Origin of the sequence: Rhizobium sp. WYCCWR 11128 (assembly GCF_013416305.1) — a bacterium.
GTDB lineage: Bacteria > Pseudomonadota > Alphaproteobacteria > Rhizobiales > Rhizobiaceae > Rhizobium > Rhizobium indicum.
The window spans coordinates 1,417,981-1,438,553 of record NZ_JACCEZ010000001.1; the positions used below are offsets into that span (position 1 = coordinate 1,417,981).

17 protein-coding genes are annotated in these 20,573 nt (G+C 62.0%); 2 read left to right on the forward strand and 15 right to left on the reverse strand.

Going from position 1 to position 20,573, the window contains the following annotated elements; all coding sequences use genetic code 11:
- Positions 1-2,541, reverse strand: coding sequence for a protein translocase subunit SecDF (gene secDF, locus HX898_RS06940; RefSeq protein WP_180194282.1), 2,541 nt, complete (start codon positions 2,539-2,541; stop codon positions 1-3).
- 45 nt (positions 2,542-2,586) lie between these two features.
- A complete protein-coding gene (gene yajC / locus HX898_RS06945) occupies positions 2,587-2,934 on the reverse strand; it encodes a preprotein translocase subunit YajC (RefSeq protein ID WP_003539006.1) in 348 nt (115 codons plus the stop codon).
- Positions 2,935-3,244: 310 nt separating this feature from the next.
- Between yajC and HX898_RS06950 the strand changes: the two genes are divergently transcribed.
- A complete protein-coding gene (locus HX898_RS06950; RefSeq protein ID WP_180194283.1) occupies positions 3,245-4,117 on the forward strand; it encodes an ATP-binding protein in 873 nt (290 codons plus the stop codon).
- A gap of 54 nt (positions 4,118-4,171) precedes the next feature.
- Here the strand turns inward: HX898_RS06950 and HX898_RS06955 are convergent, their stop codons facing one another.
- The 13 genes from HX898_RS06955 to HX898_RS07015 all read right to left on the reverse strand — a co-directional run bounded on the left by HX898_RS06955 (position 4,172) and on the right by HX898_RS07015 (position 19,847).
- The gene (locus tag HX898_RS06955; RefSeq protein WP_180194284.1) at positions 4,172-5,773 is read right to left on the reverse strand and encodes a M23 family metallopeptidase; all 1,602 of its coding nucleotides are present in this window, start codon (positions 5,771-5,773) and stop codon (positions 4,172-4,174) included.
- A 242-nt stretch (positions 5,774-6,015) separates the two neighbouring features.
- The gene (locus HX898_RS06960; RefSeq protein WP_011651660.1) at positions 6,016-6,669 is read right to left on the reverse strand and encodes a protein-L-isoaspartate(D-aspartate) O-methyltransferase; all 654 of its coding nucleotides are present in this window, start codon (positions 6,667-6,669) and stop codon (positions 6,016-6,018) included.
- Positions 6,666-7,439, reverse strand: a complete 774-nt coding sequence (gene surE / locus HX898_RS06965) for a 5'/3'-nucleotidase SurE (protein ID WP_017991200.1) — start codon at positions 7,437-7,439, stop codon at positions 6,666-6,668. The genes HX898_RS06960 and surE overlap by 4 nt, the downstream gene beginning before the upstream one ends.
- A gap of 4 nt (positions 7,440-7,443) precedes the next feature.
- Positions 7,444-8,727 (reverse strand): serine--tRNA ligase, encoded by a 1,284-nt coding sequence (gene serS, locus HX898_RS06970; RefSeq protein ID WP_180194285.1) that lies wholly within the window; start codon positions 8,725-8,727, stop codon positions 7,444-7,446.
- Positions 8,728-8,927: 200 nt separating this feature from the next.
- A complete protein-coding gene (tatC, locus tag HX898_RS06975; RefSeq protein ID WP_129420703.1) occupies positions 8,928-9,755 on the reverse strand; it encodes a twin-arginine translocase subunit TatC in 828 nt (275 codons plus the stop codon).
- Complete coding sequence (gene tatB / locus HX898_RS06980; RefSeq protein ID WP_138391119.1) at positions 9,752-10,363, reverse strand: Sec-independent protein translocase protein TatB; 612 nt, start codon at positions 10,361-10,363, stop codon at positions 9,752-9,754. Before tatB ends, tatC begins: the two co-directional genes overlap by 4 nt.
- 51 nt (positions 10,364-10,414) lie before the next feature.
- Entirely contained in the window at positions 10,415-10,606 is a 192-nt protein-coding gene (locus HX898_RS06985; RefSeq protein WP_017960199.1) for a twin-arginine translocase TatA/TatE family subunit, read from the reverse strand.
- Positions 10,607-10,788: 182 nt separating this feature from the next.
- Positions 10,789-11,505, reverse strand: coding sequence for an SMC-Scp complex subunit ScpB (gene scpB / locus HX898_RS06990; RefSeq protein ID WP_003538964.1), 717 nt, complete (start codon positions 11,503-11,505; stop codon positions 10,789-10,791).
- Positions 11,502-12,359, reverse strand: a complete 858-nt coding sequence (locus HX898_RS06995; RefSeq protein ID WP_020049690.1) for a ScpA family protein — start codon at positions 12,357-12,359, stop codon at positions 11,502-11,504. Before HX898_RS06995 ends, scpB begins: the two co-directional genes overlap by 4 nt.
- An 18-nt stretch (positions 12,360-12,377) precedes the next feature.
- A complete protein-coding gene (nagZ, locus tag HX898_RS07000; RefSeq protein ID WP_138329821.1) occupies positions 12,378-13,391 on the reverse strand; it encodes a beta-N-acetylhexosaminidase in 1,014 nt (337 codons plus the stop codon).
- Positions 13,392-13,501: 110 nt separating this feature from the next.
- The gene (locus tag HX898_RS07005) at positions 13,502-16,744 is read right to left on the reverse strand and encodes an SPOR domain-containing protein (protein WP_246697887.1); all 3,243 of its coding nucleotides are present in this window, start codon (positions 16,742-16,744) and stop codon (positions 13,502-13,504) included.
- 62 nt (positions 16,745-16,806) lie between these two features.
- Positions 16,807-18,564: an arginine--tRNA ligase gene (argS, locus tag HX898_RS07010; protein ID WP_180194287.1), complete on the reverse strand. Its 1,758-nt coding sequence runs from the start codon at positions 18,562-18,564 to the stop codon at positions 16,807-16,809.
- A 65-nt stretch (positions 18,565-18,629) separates the two neighbouring features.
- On the reverse strand, positions 18,630-19,847 hold the full coding sequence (locus HX898_RS07015; protein ID WP_138329827.1) for a deoxyguanosinetriphosphate triphosphohydrolase: 1,218 nt from the start codon (positions 19,845-19,847) through the stop codon (positions 18,630-18,632).
- A 222-nt stretch (positions 19,848-20,069) separates the two neighbouring features.
- Between HX898_RS07015 and erpA the strand changes: the two genes are divergently transcribed.
- Positions 20,070-20,402: an iron-sulfur cluster insertion protein ErpA gene (erpA, locus tag HX898_RS07020; protein WP_180194288.1), complete on the forward strand. Its 333-nt coding sequence runs from the start codon at positions 20,070-20,072 to the stop codon at positions 20,400-20,402.
- The last annotated feature ends 171 nt before the right edge of the window (positions 20,403-20,573 follow it).

The following is a 20,573-nucleotide window of genomic DNA, read 5'->3' on the forward strand; positions in this document are numbered from 1 at the left end:
TCAAACCACCGTGCCGGATTTTACACCCGCATCCGTCTTGTTGCTCTCTTCCCCGTCGGGAGCCTCCGGCCGCAGCCGGAAGACGATCAAGACAGGAGCGGCGATATAGATCGAAGAGAAGGTGCCGAGAGCGACGCCGAAGAGCATCGCAAAGGTGAAGGAACGGATGACTTCACCGCCGAAGAGAAAGAGCGCCAGCAAGGCGATCAGCGTCGTCGCCGCGGTCAGAACGGTGCGCGACAGCGTCTGGTTGATCGAAGCATCGATCAGGATCGGCAGCGGCATCTTCTTGTATCGCTTCAGATTCTCGCGCATTCGGTCGTAGACCACGACCGTATCGTTCAGGGAGTAACCGACGATGGTCAGCACGGCGGCGATGCTCGTCAGGTTGAACTCGATGCCTGATAGCACGAAGAGACCGAGCATGATGATGACATCGTGCAGCGTGGCAATGATGGCGCCGACCGCGAATTGCCATTCGAAGCGGATCCAGATGTAGATGAGGATCGCCGCAAGTGCTGCAAGCACGCCGAGCGTCGCCATCATCGTCAATTCCCCCGAGATGGCGGGGCCGACGACCTCGACGCGGCGAAAGTCATAATCTTCCTGGAGCTCGCCGCGCACCAGCGTCGCCGCCGACTGCTCGGCATTCTCGCCGCCGCCCTGGGATGCGATGCGGATCCGCGCGTTCGACGGGCCACCGGTGCGCTCGACACTGACATCGCCGAGATTGAGATCATTCACACGAGAGCTGAGATCGGCGATGTCGGCATTGCCCTGCTTTGCCGTCACCTCGATGAGCGAGCCGCCGGTGAAATCAATGCCGAGATGCAGGCCGACGGTGGCAAAGGCGGCCATGGCGATCAGCGAGATGACCGCCGACGCCGTAAAGACATAACGGCGGATCCCCATGAAGCGGATATTGGCGTGTTCGAAAAGATGCGTCAGCACGCTCTTCGGCAGATGCCGGGGATGGCGCCTTCTCAACCAGACGGCAACGATCGAGCGCGTCAGCGTGAATGCCGTGAAAACGGTCGTCAGGATGCCGACCGCAAGCGTTACCGCGAAACCGCGGATGGATTCGCTGCCGAGGAAGAAGAGGATGATGGCGGCGATGAAGATCGTCACATTGGCGTCGACGATCGTGGCGAATGCGCGCGAGAAACCGCGACCGACCGCCTCTGCAAAGGAATGGGTGGTTTTTTCCTCTTCGCGGATTCGCTCATAGATCAGAACGTTCGAATCGACCGCCATGCCGACGATCAGCACGATGCCGGCAATCCCCGGCAAGGTCAGCGTCGCGCCGGCAAGGCTGAGCACCGCGACGATGAGGATCAGGTTGAGGAAGAGCGATGCGACGGCGATGATGCCGAGGATGCGATAGAGCGCGATCATCAGTGCCGCGACCAATACGACGGCGACGAGGCCGGCGACGAGGCCGTTGAAGATAGAATCGGCGCCGAATCTCGGGCTGACGCTGCGTTCCTCAACGCTGGTGAGCGTCGCCGGCAAGGCGCCGGCCCGTAGCATGATCGCAAGGTCGCGGACGCCATCCTCGGAGAAGTTTGCCGAAATCCGGCCCTCGCCGCCAGTGATCGCCGCATCGATGACCGGTGATGACATCACCTGGTCGTCAAAGACGATGGCAAGGTGCTTGCCGATATTCTGCCCTGTCGTCTGCGCCAGCCGCTGCGTGCCTTCGGCATCGAGACGGTAGGCGATCGAGGTATCCTGCGTCTGTTGATCGACGACAGGCTCGATATCGACCATGTTGCTGCCGGTGATGAAAGCCGTGCGGTCGACGAGATACGGTACCGGCGGATCGTCAAGCGAATAGAGCACCTGCGATGTCGCCGGCCAGCGGCCGTTCAGCGCCTCCTGCCCCGACATGCTTTCGTCGATCAGATGAAAGGAAAGCTTGGCCGGTTGGTTCACGATGTTCTTCAGCCGCTCCGCATCGACCGATCCCAGCACCTGCACGACGATGCGGTCGGCGCCATCGGGGCGAACGAGGAAATTATCATTGCCCAATCCAGCGATGCGGCGACCAACGATATCGAGCGAGTGGGTCCGGGCGGAAGCGACGTCAGCAGTGATGCCGGCGTCGGAAATCTGCAGCGAGAGCTGCCCCTGGTCGCCCTGCTGCAGCGCGACCTCAGCTCCCGAATGTCCGCCAGCCGTCGTCCAAGGCTTTAGCAGATCGACCGCCGCCTGTGTCTGAGCCGGATCGGTGATGCGGACGGTGACGGTCTGGTCATTGCCGGTCAGCCCGGTATAGCGGATGCCGGCGCCACGCAGCGCGTTGCGCACATTGGCGACCAGCTCTTCCAGGCGGTCCCTGACGATGTCGGAACGCTCGACCTTCAGAACGATATGCGAGCCGCCCTGCAGGTCGAGACCAAGCACCACGCGGTCGTGCCGCAACCAGTCCGGCAGGGAGGATCGCTGCCCCTCGGTCAGCAGATTGGGCGCAGCGATGACGATGGCCGCAAACGCGACCAGCCAAATCAGAAGTGTTTTCCAGCGGGAAAAATGCAACATTCTCTCGACGATCTTCCGATCCGGCGGTCCTGCCGTTATCGCTTGTTACGCCGCGTCGGCCTTGACCGGTTCACCCTTGACGCGAATTTCGGAGATGCCGCTGCGGACGATGCGCACGCGCACGCCGTCGGCGATCTCGACTTCGACTTCCTTTTCGTCGATCACCTTGGTGACCTTGCCGACGAGACCGCCGCCAGTGACGACCTGGTCGCCGCGACGGATCGCCTTCAGGGTCTCCTCACGCTTTTTTGCCTGTGCGCGCTGCGGACGGATCAGCAGGAAGTACCAGACGACCATCAGCGGCACGAACAGGATGATCATTTCGAAACCGGAGCCGCCGAATCCCGTTGCGGTATCGGTCGCGCTCTGGGCGAATGCCGGGGTGATGAACATGCTAAACTCCTCAGGCTTGGGCGGCGGAACTCCGCCTCTCTTTTCAGGTTGCCGGACTATAGTTACGGCTTCGATGAATGCAACAGAAACAGCCGGAAACAGTACCGATTCCGCTGCCTCATAACCTTTCCGCCGTCAAAACGCCATGCTAAAGCGCGTCGCATCGAACTTGATCGATGCGGCGCGCTTTAGCTCTTTTGTTTTCAAGCATGTCGTTATCCCGGAACCGCTCCACACGTCCGGGCGACATGCATTAGCGGCATCGAAAGATCAAAGCGGATTGCCGCAGTGAGAAATCAGGAGGCCACCGATGACCGAGGAAATCAACACAACCCTGCTTGCCGAGCTGAAACGGCTCGCAGACGCCGTCGAGCGTCTTGCCGGACCGGCACCCGCCCTCAACGACTGGGATGCTGCCGACTGTTTCGTCTGGGCGCCACTGCGCCAGCATCTGCAGCCGGTCAAGAGGCCGAATCGGGTGGCTTTGGCGCTCATCCGCGGCGTCGATCACGTGCGAGACATCCTGCATGAGAATACGGTGCGTTTCGCCGAAGGGTATGCCGCCAACAATGTGCTGCTCTGGGGCGCGCGCGGCATGGGCAAATCCTCGCTGGTCAAGGCCGTGCACGAGAATGTCAGGCGCGAAAGCAGCGCCTCGCTGAAACTGGTCGAAGTCCATCGTGAAGATATCGCCAGCCTTCCCAATCTGCTCGACCTCTTGAAGGACACGCCCTACCGCGTGATCGTCTTCTGCGACGATCTCTCCTTCGATCACGACGATACCGCCTACAAGTCGCTGAAGGCGGCACTAGACGGCGGCGTCGAAGGGCGGCCGGACAATGTGCTCTTCTACGCCACCTCCAACCGCCGCCATCTCCTGCCGCGCCACATGATGGAAAACGAGCAATCGACGGCGATCAATCCGTCGGAGGCGGTCGAGGAGAAGGTTTCGCTTTCCGACCGCTTCGGCCTCTGGCTCGGCTTCCACAAATGCAGCCAGGAGGACTATCTCGGCATGATCGACGGCTATGCCGATCACTTCAAGCTCGGGCTCGAACGCGACAAGATGCATGCCGAAGCGCTGGAATGGGCAACGACTCGCGGCGCACGCTCCGGCCGCGTCGCCTGGCAGTATATTCAGGACCTGGCCGGACGCATGCGGGTTCACATCGACCGGGCATAAAATTACAAAAGCCCGACTGGTGGCCGGGCTTTTGCGTTTCCTGGTACGCTGTACCTATTCCAGGAAAGTCATCGGGTTGACTGGGGACGCATCCTTGCGCACCTCGAAATGGACCTGCGGCTGCTTGACGTCGCCGCTCATGCCGGAGACGGCGACGGTCTGGCCGCGCTGGATCTTCTGGCCGCGGGCGACGCTCAGCGTATCGGCGTTGCCGTAGACGGTGACGGTGCCGTCGTCGTGACGGACGAGAACCGTGTTGCCGAGTTCCTTCAGGCCGTTGCCGGCATAGATGACGACGCCGTTTTCGGCAGCCTTGATCGGCGTGCCCTGCGGTACCGAAATGTCGATGCCGTCATTGCGGTTGCCGTTGACGTTGGCGCCGTATGAAGCAATGACCTGGCCGCGCACCGGCCAGCGATATTTGCCGATGCCGGTCGATTCCGGCGCGGCGGAGCTGACGTCCGACTTCTTCTCCACATCGTCGACGGTCTGAGTCGCGGCCGGCGCCTTATAGGGCGCAGGCTGAACGGAAGCCGTCTGCTGGGCAACCGCCGGCTGGGTCGGCTTCGGATCGACCTTCTCGACCGGGATCGAGGCGGTCTTGATATTGTCGGCGGTGCCGTTCGGGATTTTCAGAGCCTGACCGATGCGGAGCGAGCTGGCCGAAAGATTGTTGGCAGCCTTGAGGTCGTCGACATTGCTACCGGTCGCCTTGGCAATCTTTGCCAGCGAATCGCCTTGCTTGACGACATAGGTGCCGGCAGGCGCCTTCGGATCCTTGCCAGCGCCGGCGGGAAGTTTGCCGGTGACATCGCCACTCGCCAGCGTCTTGTCGCGGGCAGAATTGGCGCCCGGAACGACAGCGACGTTCTGCTCAGGCGCCTTCGGCGCCGGCATTTTGCCGGGCTTGGAAAGGTCAGCCGCCTGCGATGCCGCCTTGGCGGCATTGCCGCCGTTGAAGGTCGGGATCAGGATCGCCTGGCCGGGCTGAGCGGCAGATGCCGTCTTCAGAGCATTGACGCGCAGGATTTCCTTTTCCGGTACGCCGAAACGCCTGGAGAGCGTGGCGATGCTTTCACCCGGACGCAGTGTCACCGACGGAGCGTTGGTCGCGGACCAGCCTGAAACCTTCGGCGTCGTGCCTGTCGTCAGCGTATCAGGCGTCACCTTCGGCGCAGCCGGCGCCACCAATCGGGGCTTTTCGGCCTGCGGCGCAGATGGGAAAGGCTGGGCGAGCGCAACTTCCTTTTCCCGCTGCCGGGATGGTGCCGCCGCCGTCGGCGCGGCCAACTCTGAACGCTGCACCGAGACCGGCGCGGAAGCGAGACGAGCGCTCGAGCTCGACGTGCGGGTCGGATCGTAACCCTGGCGGGCGGGATAAGGCTGGTTCAGCGCGTCATTGCCGCCGCCGTAGCCCGACTGACTGGCAACGGCCGAGCTGCTAAGATCGGCGCGCGGCACCGGATCGCCCTGAGAACCGTTCACATTCCTGCGCGGAATGGAACTTGTGGTGATCTGGTCCTGCCCGGAGGAGGAAAACAAGCCGCCAAACCGTGTCACATCGGAACTGCAGCCCGTTGCGGCACTTGCCAGCAGGCTAACAACCAGAAGATTACCGGCCGACTTCCCGAACTTTGGCGAAAGACTGAAACGCATGACTCGACCCACTGAGAACGCAACCATTTGTGAGTCTATTAAAACGCGTTAGTATTACCACGCAGTTAAGATGCTGGAATCAGTGCGATTTTTTTGAGAAGTTGATAACCATAGCTTACGGGTGAAAAATCGCAGTGTTCTGAGCGTGATGCCGAAAAGTCTCAGCGGTTCTCGGGCGAGATCATGCGCGCCCTTTTCTGATGGTCAAATCTCAGGCCTATCCGGCCTGAAATCATCCACGTCTACAGCAGCGAGGCAAGACGCGGAACGATCGGCAAATAGGGCGCTTCGAACAGTTCCTCGCGTTCGAAACGGCTGCCGGTTTTCGTCAGCCGCACCATGCGACACTCGTTCTCGGAAATCATCAGCGGCGCGATCATCGAGCCGCCGGAAACGAGCTGGTCGGTATAAAAGCGCGGCATCGCATTGAAGGCCGCCGTCACCAGGATGCGGTCGAAGGTGCCCTCACCCTGCATGCCGGCGCTGCCGTCGGCCTGGCGGATGACGACGCTGCGCAGACCAAGCGATTCCATGCGCCGCTGCGCGGCTGATGTCAGCGTCTTGTAGCGGTCGATGGACAGAACGCGCTCGGCCAGGCGGCCCATCACGGCGGCGGTAAAGCCGCTTCCAGTGCCGATCTCCAGGACGCGCTGGCCGGGCTTGAGCTTCAGGTGATGCAGGATGCGGACGGCAAAATCGATGCCTTCGAGGAAGGAACCGCATTCGATCGGTATGGTCCGGCTCGAATAGGCGTCGTCGGCGAATTGCGGCGGCACGAACAACGAACGCTGCGTCTGCTCAACCGCCGTCAGCAGATCGAGGTCCGAGATGCCTTCGGCACGCAATCTGAGGACGAGCGCCGCAAAGCCCTCCTTCTCCGCCAGTCTTGCCGTCAAACTTGTGCTCCGTATCCCAAGGCCCGCGCCACGCGGTCCGTCACGGAATAATCGGTCAGATCCAGTTTCAAAGGCGTTACCGAAATCTTATTATGCTTCAGGGCGTGAATATCGGTGCCTTCGACGAAGGCGCCGGCGCGCTCGCCAAACTTCAGCCAGTAGTAAGGAAAGCCCCGGCCGTCGGAGCGGGCGTCCACCTGCAGATTGAAGGCGAGCTTGCCCTGCATGGTCACCTCGGCGCCGTCGACCTCATCGGGACGGCAGTTCGGGAAGTTGAGATTGAGGAACGTGCCCTCCGGCAGGTCCAGGACCATCAGCTTTTCCAGAAGAGCCGGCGCATGCGTCTCGCAGACTTCCCAGGGCACGATGCGCGCACCGTCCTCATAGAGATAGGCCTGGCTCAGCGCGAAGGAGCGCACGCCCTGCATCGTGCCCTCGATGGCGCCGGCGATCGTGCCGGAATAGGTCACGTCGTCGGCGACGTTCGAGCCTGAATTGACGCCTGACAGGACGAGATCCGGCTTGATGTCCATCACCTGCCTGATGCCCATGATAACGCAATCGGTCGGCGTGCCGCGCAGGGCGAAATGCTTGTCGGAAATCTTGCGCAGCCGCAAAGGTTCGGAAAGGCTCAGCGAATGGGCCAAGCCGCTCTGGTCGGTCTCAGGCGCCACGATCCAGACATCGTCGGACAGCGTGCGCGCGATCCGCTCCAGCGCGGCAAGACCTTCGGCGTGAATGCCGTCGTCATTCGTAAGCAGGATGCGCATCGCCTCAGGCCGCCCGTTCGATCTTGGTCAATCCGCCCATATAAGGCAGCAAAACGTCCGGAATCGTGACCGAACCATCCTCGTTCAGATAATTTTCAAGGATAGCGATCAGGCAGCGGCCGACCGCCGTGCCGGAACCGTTCAGCGTATGGACGAACCTGTTGCTCTTGTCTTCCTTGCCGCGGTAGCGCGCATTCATCCGCCGAGCCTGGAAATCGCCGCAGACCGAGCAGGAAGAGATTTCCCGGAAGGCATTCTGCCCCGGCAGCCAGACTTCGAGATCGTAAGTCTTGCGCGAGCCGAAGCCCATGTCGCCGGTGCAAAGCGTCATGGTGCGGAAATGCAGGCCGAGGCGCTTCAGCACTTCCTCGGCGCAGGCGGTCATGCGCTCATGCTCGGCAACGGCGCTCTCGGCATCGGTGATCGAGACGAGCTCGCATTTCCAGAACTGATGCTGGCGCAGCATGCCGCGCGTATCGCGGCCGGCGGATCCTGCTTCCGAGCGGAAGGACGGCGTCAGCGCGGTAAAGCGCAACGGCAGCTTATCCTGGTCGAGGATTTCCTCGCGCACCAGATTGGTCAGCGTCACTTCGGCCGTCGGGATCAACCAGCGTCCATCAGTCGTCCTGAAGAGATCCTCGGCGAATTTCGGCAGCTGGGCAGTACCATAGACGGCCTCGTCGCGCACCATCAGCGGCGAGCTGACTTCGGTATAGCCGTGCTCGCTGGTGTGGAGATCGATCATGAACTGGCCGAGCGCACGCTCGAGCCTGGCGAGCGGCCCGGTCAGAACCGTGAAGCGCGAGCCGGAGAGCTTGGCGGCGCGCTCGAAATCCATATAGCCGAGCGCTTCGCCGATTTCGAAGTGCTCCTTCGGTGCGTGGTTCCAGCGTGGCTTTTCGCCGACGGTGCGGGTGACGACATTGTCATGCTCGTCCTTGCCGACCGGGACGTCATCGAAGGGGATGTTCGGGATGCGCGAGAGCGCGTCGTTGAGTTCGGCCGTCAGCTGCCGGTCCTCTTCCTCGATCGCCGGCAGCAGGGTCTTGAGTTCAGAGACCTCCGCCTTCAGCTTCTCGGCCAGCTCGCTATTCTTCTGGGCCATCGCCGCGCCAATCTCCTTGGAGGCGAGGTTGCGGCGGGACAGCAGGTCCTGCGCCTTCTGCACGGCGGAGCGGCGCTTTTCATCGAGGGCAACGAGACTTTGGGCAAGAGGCTCGGCACCGCGCTTGGCGAGGGCGGCATCGAGCGCTTCGGGATTCTCACGGATCCATTTGATATCGAGCATCGTCGTTCCAGGTCGTTGCAACAGAGGTGGCCCGGCCAAAGCCTGATCGGGCCTCGACCGGATGTTACAGCGCCGCCCTGTCTTTTCAGACGCGCAAAGGACACCGCAACACTTTGAATTGCTGCCTAATTCCTTAAACCGTTTCGGATTTAGGGACTATGCAGTCGACGGCGTTCATGAAGGGATTTCCTGATCGCAGCTCAGACGCTGTCCGTCTTGGCAACGTCTGCGGATCCGGTTTCCTTTTCGACCGCCTGCCGGGCACGCTGGCGCTCCACGAGTCGCGCCGCATAGATGGAAATTTCGTAGAGAATGATCGTCGGTATCGCAAGGCCGATCTGGGACATCGGGTCCGGCGGCGTCAGCACGGCGGCGACGACGAAGGCGAGGACGATGGCAAATTTGCGCTTTTCGGCGAGCCATTGCGACGTCAGAAGACCGACACGGGCGAGCAACGTGGTGATGACAGGCAGCTGGAAAACGAGGCCGAAGGAGAAGACCAGCGTCATGATCAGGCTCAGATATTCCGAGACCTTCGGCATCAGCGAGATTGCTATCTCGTCATGACCGGGCGCCTGCTGCATCGACAGGAAGAACCACATGACCATCGGGGTGAAGAAGAAATAGACGAGCGCGCCGCCCATCAGGAACAGGACCGGCGAAGCGATCAGGAACGGCAGGAAAGCCTGACGCTCGTTCTTGTAGAGGCCGGGCGCCACGAACTTGTAGACCTGGGCGGCGATGATCGGGAAAGCGACCACAAGGCCGCCGAACATCGCCACCTTGACCTGCGTGAAGAAGAATTCCTGCGGCGCGGTGTAGATGAGCTGGGCCTTCTCGACGTCGAGATTAGCCCACTGGACCGCCGTCTTGTATGGGATGACCAGATAATTGAAGAGATTCTTGGCAAAAAAGAAGCATGCGATGAAGGCGACGAAAAACGCGCCGATCGACCACATCAGCCGCGTGCGCAGCTCCATCAGGTGCTCGATCAACGGCTGCGGCTTGTCTTCGATATCACCGCTCATGCCTCGTCCTTCTTTGTCTGCGCAGGCTTCTTCGGCGTTGCAGGCTTCCTGACCGCCGTCGTGCGTTTCGGCTTTTCCACAGGCACGGCAACGGCGGCCGCAGCATCGACCTGGTCGGCAGGCTTGACGCGCGGCTTGCGCACAGCCTTCGGCCTGGCCGCAACCGTATCAGCTTGCACAATCGCTGCGGCGACCGGTTCCGACGGCGCAGGTGTCGCTACCAATGGCGGCGTTTCCGGCAAGCTCATCGACGGCGTCGGGGCTGCGACAGCATCGGGAGGCACCTCGGTCTTGTTTTCCGTGACCGTGGTCGCCTTCTGCAGGTCGGCCTTGATCTCGTTGCCCATCTGGCGGAGCGGGTTCATCGCCTCGCGCAGGCTGTTGACCGGGTTGAGCTTTTGGGCGTCGCTGATCGTCTGGCGGACATCGTCAAGCTCGGCTTCGCGCAACGCCTCATCGAACTGCGCACGGAAATCACCCGCAACCTTGCGGGCGCGCTGCGTCATCTTGCCGAAAGCGCGCAGCATCGGCGGCAAATCCTTGGGACCGACGACCACGATCAGTACGACCGCGATGACCAAAAGCTCGGTCCAGCCAATATCGAACATGCAAGGCTCCTGGACGGGAAGCGCGGGGGCTGCGCTTTTTCCCGGACTTGGTTACTTCGTTTCGTCGGCCTTGTGATCGACGGTCTTTGCCGTATCCGGCGCGTCTTCGTCCGTCATGCCCTTCTTGAAGCTCTTGATGCCCTTGGCAACGTCGCCCATCAGTTCCGGAATCTTGCCACGACCGAACAACAACAGCACGATGACCAGAACGATCAACCAGTGCCACATGCTAAAACCACCCATTACGCTAACTCCCTGTTTCTATGTTCCCACGATGTAAGGATTTCCGACACCGTTTCCAACATCACGCCCTTTGAACTGCGCTTAATGTCACGGTATCGCCCTTTATGACAAGCCATTGACCCGCCGAAAAGTGCTGGCTCCATTGTTTTCGCCATGCATGGCAAAAGCAAGACGCAAGCCCCTCAATCTTCAGAGGTGCCGCGTGGCGCCAGCAACCCCAGTTCCTCGAGGTCCATCTGGGTGATCGGGTCTTCGTCCTCGGTCAGTTCGTCGTTCATCAACGGCGAGGGAATATTGAAGTTTGCCGGAATGCGGCCCGACAGCAAGCCCGCTCCCTTCAACTCTTCGAGACCGGGCAGGTCACGCAGCTCTTCGAGACCGAAATGATCGAGGAAATCGCGTGTCGTGCCCAATGTCACCGGCCGGCCCGGCGTGCGCCGGCGACCACGGAACCGAACCCAGCCAGCTTCCATCAGCACGTCGAGCGTGCCGCGCGAGGTCTGGACGCCGCGGATATCCTCGATTTCGGCACGCGTCACCGGCTGGTGATAGGCGATGATCGCCAGCACTTCCAGTGCGGCGCGCGAAAGCTTCTTCACCTCATTGTCATCACGGCGGATGACGAAGGACAGGTCGGCGGCAGTGCGGAAGGCCCATGCTCCTTCGACCTGCACGAGATTGACGCCGCGCGGCGCATATTGCTCCTTCAGGCGCAGCATGATCGCATGCACGTCGGTCTTCTCAGGCAGGCGCTCGGCGAGGAAGCCTTCGGAGACCGGCTGCGAGGAGGCGAAGACCAGCGCCTCGGCGATGCGCTCGGCCTCGATCTCGGCCTGCAGGTCGCGGCTCCTGTCTTCGAAATTGCCTTCGAAATCCTCTTCGCCCTTCAGATCGATCAAGCCGGCCGCTCCTGTTCGACCACCTGCAGCGTGGCATGTTTCGGACCGCGGCGCATGTATATCGGCTGAAAGGCGCCGTCTTGGCGGATTTCGAGTTTGCCCTCGCGCACCAGCTCCAGCGAGGCGGCAAAGGCGCTGGCGATTGCCGTGACGCGTTCTTCGGGCGCTGCGAGATACCGCAGCAGATAATGCTCCATCGCCGTCCAGTCAGCGACCTCGCCGATCATCTGGGTCAGCAGCTCGCGGGCATCGGTCAGCGACCAGACGGTGCGCCGCTCAATCGTCACCTGGGTGACGGCATGGCGCTGGCGCAGCGCCGCATATGCGGTCAGGAGATCGTAAAGGCTCGCCGCATAAGCGGATTGCTGGCGGTCGGGAATATGCTCGGGCGCGCCGCGCACGAAGATATCGCGGCCGAGGCGATTGCGGTTGACGAGGCCGTCTGCAGCCTGGCGCATGGCTTCGAGGCGTTTCAGGCGGAAGGCGAGCGTTGCCGCCAGTTCCTCGCCGGAAGGGCCGTCATCCTTGACCTGCTGGGGAATGAGCAGCTTCGACTTGAGATAGGCAAGCCAGGCTGCCATGACGAGGTAATCGGCGGCAAGCTCGATGCGGATACGCCGGGCGCTTTCGATGAACAGCAGATATTGCTCGGCGAGCGCCAGCACCGAAATGCGCGACAGATCGACCTTCTGGTTGCGGGCAAGATAGAGCAACAGGTCGAGCGGACCTTCGAAGCCGGCGACGTCGATCACCAGCGCCGGCTCGTGGCTGGCGCGCTCAGCTCCGTTATCCTGCCACAGCTTGTCCATCGGCGTTGCCGCCTGTGGACGTTCCGTGCCCTTGACCGTGTTCACCTAGCTGCTCCCTTACGATCAGACCGTCGCAAACATCGCTTCGAATTCCGCCCTCAATTCCGCTTCATCGGCGGTATCCGGCGCCGCGAAGCCTGCTTCCACCGCTTTTGCGCGGGCAAGCGATATGCCGGCGAGCGGCGGAACATTTGCCACAACCTCCCGCATCTCGTCCATATTGCCATTGCAATGCAGCACGATATCGCATCCGCCTGCAATGATATTCGCCGCACGTTCACCGATCGTGCCGGAAAGAGCGTTCATCGAGCTGTCATCGGAGAGCAGCAGACCGTTAAAGCCGATGTGCTCGCGGATGATGCCGTCGATCACCTTGCGCGAGGTCGTCGCCGGATTGTCCGGGTCGATGGCGGCGAAAACGACGTGGCAGGTCATGGCCATCAACTCGTCCTTCATCGCGATGAAGGGCGGGAAGTCATGAAGCTCCAGCTCATCGCGCGGGACGGTGACGACGGGCAGCTCCAGATGTGAATCGGCAAAGCCGCGACCGTGGCCGGGCATATGCTTCATCACGGGCAACAGGCCGCCGGCCTTCAGCCCCTCGGCAGCCGCCCGGCCCATCGCTATGACGGTCTGCGGATCGCCACCATAGGCGCGGTCGCCGATGACATTACTGCTGCCCTCGACCGGCACATCAAGCACCGGCAGGCAATCGACATCGATGCCGAGGCTCGAAAGATCGAAGGCGTGCAGCCGCGACATCAGCCAGGCAGCGCGCAGGCCGAGTGCGCGATCGCGGCGATAGAGATCGCCGAGCGCATGGCCGGAAGGATAACGCGCCAGAATGGGTGGGCGGATGCGCTGGACGCGGCCGCCCTCCTGGTCGATCAGCACCGGCGCATGCCAGCCGACGCTATCGCGCAGTTCGGCGACGAGATCGGCGATCTGCCGTGCTTCGGAGATGTTGCGCCCGAAGAGGATGAAGCCCCAGGGTCGCTCGCCTCGGTAAAAGGCTTTCTCTTCGGATGTGAGGGCAAGGCCGCTGCAGCCAAGGATCATCGCTTTTGATTCGGTCATGTAAGAATCATAGCCGGCGCCCGGCCAAATGCGAGCAAGGTCGGGCGCGATGCACAAAAAAGAGCGGCGGACCGATCTGGCCCGCCGCTCTGAAATTCAAAGACGCGATCCTACCTGGAGATCAGGCAGCTTCCACCCGCCGCGCGATACTGTTCGCACAGTGCTGCGGCCTCATCCTTGGAACCGGCCGGTATGCGGACACGGTAGAAAGTGCCCTTGCCGGCGATATCGGCCCTGCGGATCTCGTGGCTGCGGCCGCCGAGCACGCTGGCGAATTTCTTCGACAGGTTGGCATAGGATTTGGTCGCCTCGTCTTCCGAAGGCAGCGAGGCGATCTGGATGCCGTAGCCGCCGGCGGATGCGGCCTGCTGCGGCTTTGCGGCGACGGGTGCTGCGACGGCGACCTCCGTCGTCTTCGGCTGCTGTGCGGTCGGGCGGACATTGCCCTTCTCGGTCACTGTGCCGACAACGTTGACGGGCTGATCGACCGGACGGGCGGTCGGAATCGGAGCGGTATCGGCAATCCCCGAGGTTTTGACCGGGCGCACCGGCGGAGCGACCGGGGCGGGATTTGCGGCCTGCGCGTCGGCACTGCCGGCGAGCGGCGGCTGTACCGGCGCGGTTTCGACGGGGGCTGCAGAACGCGCATCGGCGGAAGCAACCTCGGCGCTTGCCGGGAAGCTTGCGGCCGTTCCACCGACGGGAGGTACAGCCGGGGTCGATTGCGCGGACGGGGTCGACGGAGCCGTCAACGCCGGCTGAGCTGGCGGCATCGGCTGGGCCGACGGCGTTGCCTGGGCAGACTGTGTCGCCTGGTCAGACGGCGTCGGCTCTTCGACGGGCGCCGATTCCTCGCGGGCGACCAACGTACCGTCAGGCTTGACGATCATCGTGCGGACCTTGCGCGGCGAAACGGACGGCGTCTTGTCGGTGTCGGTTGCCGAGGCGCTGTCGGCGCTGTCCTGGGTTGGCAGCAGACGCGGATCCTCCGTCTCACCGACCGCAGTCGGCGTGACCTGATCGTCGACGCTGGCGTTCTCGTCGTCCTCGGGCAGCGCTTCCGGTGTCAGCGTGCGCTGGACCACATCGACGGGCGCCTCATCGGAAGAAACGAGCGCCTTCTGCTTCGGCTCTTCGGCAGAACCTGCAACGCGGTCGTAGACGGCCTTATCCTGGTTCGGCACGGTCTTGCCGCCAGGATTTTCCGGAACGACCTTGACCGGCTCCTTGTCGGCTGTGATCACGCGCGGTTCGCCGGACGCGACAATGCCGAGCCCCTCGCCGTTCCAGACGGAGGAATAGACGCCATAGCCGACGCCGGCAAAGACCACGAGCACGACGGCCCCGGCAAGCAACTGGCGCATCGATCGGGCGCGGCTGAAATCAGCGGCCTGGCTTGCCGATTCGATGCGGACCTCGGAGGTCTCGCGGCGCTCGACCGGCTCGCGCACGCTGCGGCGGAAATCTTCCTCCAGCGCCCGTTCGAAATCATCGAGGCCATCGGCAATGGTGGGCTTGACCGGCTGTGCAGCGGCGGCGGCCGTATCCCGGACCGGCGTCGGCGTTTGCCGCGGTTTGGCCGGTTCAAAGAAGCTGGCAATCTCGGCGTCGAGATCGAAATCGAAATCCGCGGATTTCGCGACCGGCGCGGGCTGCTCGACCGGCGGCAGCGCCGGCACGTGCATGTCGTCGACGGCCTCGGGACGATCCTCCGGATCGGAGATCATCGCCGGATCGAATGGCAGGTCTTCGGTCGATTCGGAGACAGGCGTCCAGTTGAAAGCCGGAGCCGGAGCTTGAGCCTGTGGCTCGGGAACGAAGGCCGGAGCGGACCGTGCAGGAGCGGCTGCAGCCTGCTCAAAAGCAGGAGCCGGCGGCTCAGGAGCAAAAACCGGAGCGGGGCGAGGAGCGACGGCAGCCGCCTGCTGGGGAGCAGGGGCCGGCGGCTCAGGCTGCGGTGCGGGCTCGGACGGCTCGGAGAAATCGAGATCGGTCAGTTCCAGCTCGATGCCGGCAAGATCCAGCTCGAAATCATGGCCGGCGAAGGGGTCGTCGGCTTCCGATACCGGCTGCGGCGCAGGCGAATATGTCGCTGCGGCAGGCTGAGGCGCAACGACCTCGGCAAGCTGCGGCGCGATCGGCCTTGCGGCTTCGACAGCATAGACAGGGGCCAGCTCGACCGCAGCAGACCGGACGGGTGCTGCGGCGAGCGGTGCGGGCGCGATCACCTCGGGCTCGACGGGTGCGGTGGCCACGGGGGTGGCGGGAACGGGCGCTGCCTCGATCGATGCGGGTTGCGGCGAGACGGGCGCCGGAGTGGCACGTTGCGGCACCGGATAACGCGAGACGTCGGCGAGCAGATCGTCGAGATCGAATGTGCCGGCGGTGTGCGGAACATCCGGCACGACCTCGGTCAGGGCGGCATCGGCCTGGATCTCGCCTTCGACGGCGGCGGCGATGAGATCGAAACCGGCGTCGGACCCGAAGTCCTCCAGCTCTTCCTCGACTTCGACGAATTCCTCTGCCTCGGCGGTCTCTTCCGGCGCGATCACCTCATCATGGCGATCGAGCTCGGCGGGAAAGCCAAGTGACGGAGAAGCGGATTCAAATTCCTCGGAAGGCTCGACAGCGGCGACAAGCGTCGGCGGCTCGACGACAGGTTGAGCCTCGACCACAGGAAGATCGGCGGATGGCGCTTCAGCAACCGGTGCGGAGACAGCTTCGACCACAGGCTCCGGCAAAACAACCGGTTCCTCGCGCCTCGGTGCATGGAAATTGGCAAGCGGCAGCCTGATGCTGGCAGCCGACCATTGCGGCGCCTTGGAGGGCTGCGCCAACGAAGAGACCGGTGCTGCGCCGATCGACAGCTCAAGCTCCTCGATCAGGTCGCGCGCACCGCCGAAGGCCGATTGCACCGACGCGTCGGGCTCGGGAGAAAGCTGCTCCGCCCAGTCGGCGGCGGATACGTCCCCATTCCCTGCGGCGGGCAAAGCTTCTTCGGCCTCAACGGCAGCGACGGAAACCGAAACCGGCTCAGGAGCCTCCGCATGTTCGGCAGCGGAAGAAGCATCGAGAACGGGCTCGACGTAATCTTCAGGCGTGAGGTCATCAGAGATCGGTTCGGCGGGCCGATCGAGCTCCGCAAGCGGACGTGGCGAGTCGTAGCGGTCGAACTCGCGCCCAAGCTCATCCTCGAGATCGAGGGCGGGCTCGCGGCGCGCGGTCTCCGTCACCGTATTCGCTGCAACACGCGGCTCGAAGCCGACGATACGGGCCAGTTCAGCCAACGGATCGTCGTCGGCAAACAGATCGTTTTTTCCGCGCGTATCATACGCAAGTTGTTTATCAGCCATGCCTATTCCCACTCGCAAACGCCAACGCTCAAATGCCAGCGCATTGTGGGGAAATGGTGACGTTATCGCATTTCGTCCGGTGCGGCAGTGCCTGTAATGGCAAGTCCCGACTTCAAAACCGACGCGACGGCGTACACCAGCCCAAGTCTGGCAATACTTGATTCTCGGTTTTTATCATTAACAAATCGTAATTCCGGCTGATCTTTACCTTTGTTCCAGTGCGCGTGGAAGGAACTGGCGAGGTCGTAGAGGTAAAAAGCGATACGATGCGGCTCCTGCGACTGGGCCGCCGCCTCGACGATACGCGGAAATTCAGCGAGCTTGGCAACAAGCTGCAATTCGGCCGGATCGCCAATGCCTGCAACGGTTTTCGCCAGTTTCTCGTGGGAGACATCGAGGTCGGGAAAAGCCTCCCTCGCCTGCCGGAAGACCGACATGCAGCGAGCATGCGCATACTGCACATAAAAAACAGGATTATCTTTCGACTGTTCGGTCACTTTGGCGAAATCGAAGTCGAGCGGCTCGGAATTCTTGCGATAAAGCATCATAAACCGGACCGAATCACGGCCGACTTCTTCGACGACGTCCCGAAGCGTGACGAAGTCGCCCGAGCGTTTCGACATCTTCACCGGCTCGCCGTTGCGATAGAGCTTGACGAGCTGGCAGAGCAGTACGGTCAGCTTCGCCATACCATCCGAAACGCCGCGTGCAACCGCTTCCAGGCGCTTGACGTAGCCGCCGTGGTCGGCGCCGAGCACATAGATCATCTCGTCGAAACCGCGGTCGAACTTGTTCTTGAAGTAAGCGACGTCGGCGGCGAAATAGGTGTAGGAGCCGTCCGACTTGATCAGCGGCCGGTCGATATCGTCGCCCACCTCGGTCGAACGGAACAATGTCTGTTCGCGATCTTCCCAGTCCTCGGGAAGCTGGCCCTTCGGCGGCGGCAGCGTGCCCTTGTAGACATAGCCCTTGAAGGTCAGGTCGTTGATCGCCGTGCGGATCGCGGCTGCACCATTGGCATGCAGGGTGCGTTCGGAGAAGAAGACGTCGTGATGGACGTTCAGAGCCGCCAGATCCTCACGGATCATCACCATCATCGCATCAATGGTGCGATCCTTGACGATCGGCATCCATTGGTCTTCCGGCATGTTGTGCAGCCGCACGCCGTAATCGGCGGCAAGCGACTGGCCGACGGGCACGAGATAGTCGCCGGGATAGAGACCCGAGGGGATTTCGCCGATCTTTTCGCCGAGCGCTTCGCGATAGCGCAGGAAGACGGAACGGGCGAGCACGTCAATCTGCGAGCCGGCATCGTTGATGTAATATTCCTTCTCGACGCCGTAACCGGCAAAAGCGAGCAGGTTGGCGAGCGCGTCGCCGACGACGGCGCCACGGCAATGGCCGACATGCATAGGGCCGGTCGGATTGGCCGAGACATATTCGACGTTGACCTTCTTGCCCTCGCCGAGCGCCGAGCGGCCGTAATCGGTGCCGGAGCCGATCATCGAGGCGAGCAGCCGCTGCCAGTAGCCGACGGCGAGACGGATGTTGATGAAGCCCGGCCCCGCGACCGAGACATCGGCGACGTCGGCATCCTCCTTGAGCTTGGCGATGATGACGTCGGCCAGCGCGCGCGGATTGGTTCCGAGCGGTTTTGCCAGCACCATTGCGGCATTGGTCGCGACATCGCCATGGCTCGCGTCACGCGGCGGCTCGACGGTGATGCGGCCGAAATCGAGCTCGGATCGCTTTTCCCTGACCAGATCGATCTGTTCAAGGGCGGTTTTGATCCTGGCTTCGAAGTCGGTAAAAAGGTTCATCGCACTCTTCCATGCATAGGCTGTGCCAAAGGCTCAAATCGGCCCTCGGCGTGGGCGACCGCTGCCTATCGCAAATCCGGAGTGTGGTCAAACAACCGCCTGTGGGCGCTGATGGCATATGTGTCGGTCATGCCGGCGAGATAATCGCCGACATGGCGGGCCTTCGGCGCATCGGACAGGCCGGCGATATGATCGACCCAGTAATGGCTCTGCATCTCCTTGGGATTGACCATGTAGGCGGCAAAGAGATCGGTGACGATCTGGGCGGCACCGGCACGGATGCGCATGATATCGGGATTGCGGTAGATGCGTTTGAAGAGCATGGCCTTGATCTGTCTGTCGGTCTCGGCCATCCCCTCGGAAAAGGTGGCGATAACCCGGTCGGCAGCGCGGATGTCGGCCGCATTCTCAGGGCGGAGGAGCGACAGGCGCTGCTGCGCCACGCCAATCACGTCTTCGACCATGCGGGTAATCTGGCGGCGCATGATCTCATGGGTGAAGCGGCTCGGCTCCAGATGTGGATATCGCGCCCTCACCTCGGCCATCAGCCCGGCAAGAAACGGGATCTCCTCCAGCATGTCGAAAGTCAGGTAGCCGGAGCGCAGGCCATCGTCGATATCGTGGGTATTATATGCGATGTCGTCGGCGATCGCCGCGACCTGGGCCTCAAGGCTGGCATAGGTTGCAAGCTCGAGATCGTGCAACTCGCAATAATCAAGGATCGGCTGCGGAACGGGACCGCGGGTGCCTACTCCATCAGCCGTCAGAAGGGGGCCATTGTGCTTGACAAGACCTTCGAGGCTTTCCCAGGTCAGGTTGATGCCGTCGAATTCGGCATAACGCCTCTCCAGTTTGGTCACGATGCGCAGCGATTGGGCATTGTGATCGAAGCCGCCATAGGGCAGCAGCACCTCGTGCAGCGCGTCTTCGCCGGTATGACCGAACGGCGTATGGCCGAAATCGTGCACGAGCGCCACGCCTTCGGCCAGATCCTCGTCGAGCTTCAGGGCGCGGGCAAGCGCGCGGGCGATCTGGGCCACCTCGATCGTGTGCGTCAGCCGGGTGCGGTAATGATCGCCATCCTGGGCGATGAAGACCTGGGTCTTGTGCTTCAGCCGGCGGAAGGCGGTGGTGTGGACGATGCGGTCGCGGTCGCGCTGGAAATCGGAGCGCGTCGGGCTTCCGTCCTCCTGATAAAGCCGCCCGCGCGTCGTCCAGGGGTCGGCCGCATAGACCGCCCTCTCACTGCTGCCAAAACCCAAAGCACGCGTATCGATCGTCATTCTTCACCGTCATCCTGCATGTTGCCGCATCTGCCCATTGACGCCGCCTAACGCTCTTCATACCTATAGCCCGATGAAACGGCAAAGAGGCGCTTTCTTAACCGCTTCGGCGCATCATCGCCTTTTCGCAGATATCATGGTAAGTTTCTTTGATATCAGGCATTTGAACATTCAAGTGCCAAAACCCATTCTCTCCGGATCTTGACCCCGGCAGGAGGAAACATGACGGATACGAGTGTAACCCTTTCAGATGCCGCGGCAAAGCGTATCGCTGCGATCGTCGGCGCCGAAACCGGCAAGAGCGCCTTGCGCGTTTCTGTCGAAGGCGGCGGCTGTTCGGGCTTTTCCTACAAGTTCGATCTTGCCGACAACGCTGACGACGACGACATCATCGTCGAAAAGAACGATGCCAAGGTGCTGATCGACAGCCTTTCCCTCGTCTATATGGCGGGCTCGGAGATCGACTTCGTCGACAATCTGCTTGGCCAATCCTTCCAGATCAAGAACCCGAATGCGGTGGCAAGCTGCGGCTGCGGCACCAGTTTCTCGATCTGAACGTCTAAACGCACATACTCCCCATCAAACCGGCCGAAGAATTCCTTCCGGCCGGTTTATCGTCTTGTCCGGCGGCGAAAGACCGCGATAAAAGAAGCGCACTGAAGCGCGCCGGATCGACACTGATTCATGCGGTGCGCTTTAGCTCTTTGTTTTTATGCCTGTCGTCTC

What these genes read in the sequence shown, in the direction of transcription:
- secDF (WP_180194282.1), bottom strand. Translation starts at nt 2,541, where the DNA reads ATGTTGCATTTTTCCCGCTGGAAAACACTTCTGATTTGGCTGGTCGCG.
- yajC (WP_003539006.1), bottom strand. Translation starts at nt 2,934, where the DNA reads ATGTTCATCACCCCGGCATTCGCCCAGAGCGCGACCGATACCGCAACG.
- HX898_RS06950 (WP_180194283.1), top strand. Translation starts at nt 3,245, where the DNA reads ATGACCGAGGAAATCAACACAACCCTGCTTGCCGAGCTGAAACGGCTC.
- HX898_RS06955 (WP_180194284.1), bottom strand. Translation starts at nt 5,773, where the DNA reads ATGCGTTTCAGTCTTTCGCCAAAGTTCGGGAAGTCGGCCGGTAATCTT.
- surE (WP_017991200.1), bottom strand. Translation starts at nt 7,439, where the DNA reads ATGCGCATCCTGCTTACGAATGACGACGGCATTCACGCCGAAGGTCTT.
- serS (WP_180194285.1), bottom strand. Translation starts at nt 8,727, where the DNA reads ATGCTCGATATCAAATGGATCCGTGAGAATCCCGAAGCGCTCGATGCC.
- tatC (WP_129420703.1), bottom strand. Translation starts at nt 9,755, where the DNA reads ATGAGCGGTGATATCGAAGACAAGCCGCAGCCGTTGATCGAGCACCTG.
- tatB (WP_138391119.1), bottom strand. Translation starts at nt 10,363, where the DNA reads ATGTTCGATATTGGCTGGACCGAGCTTTTGGTCATCGCGGTCGTACTG.
- HX898_RS06985 (WP_017960199.1), bottom strand. Translation starts at nt 10,606, where the DNA reads ATGGGTGGTTTTAGCATGTGGCACTGGTTGATCGTTCTGGTCATCGTG.
- nagZ (WP_138329821.1), bottom strand. Translation starts at nt 13,391, where the DNA reads ATGACCGAATCAAAAGCGATGATCCTTGGCTGCAGCGGCCTTGCCCTC.
- HX898_RS07005 (WP_246697887.1), bottom strand. Translation starts at nt 16,744, where the DNA reads ATGGCTGATAAACAACTTGCGTATGATACGCGCGGAAAAAACGATCTG.
- argS (WP_180194287.1), bottom strand. Translation starts at nt 18,564, where the DNA reads ATGAACCTTTTTACCGACTTCGAAGCCAGGATCAAAACCGCCCTTGAA.
- HX898_RS07015 (WP_138329827.1), bottom strand. Translation starts at nt 19,847, where the DNA reads ATGACGATCGATACGCGTGCTTTGGGTTTTGGCAGCAGTGAGAGGGCG.
- erpA (WP_180194288.1), top strand. Translation starts at nt 20,070, where the DNA reads ATGACGGATACGAGTGTAACCCTTTCAGATGCCGCGGCAAAGCGTATC.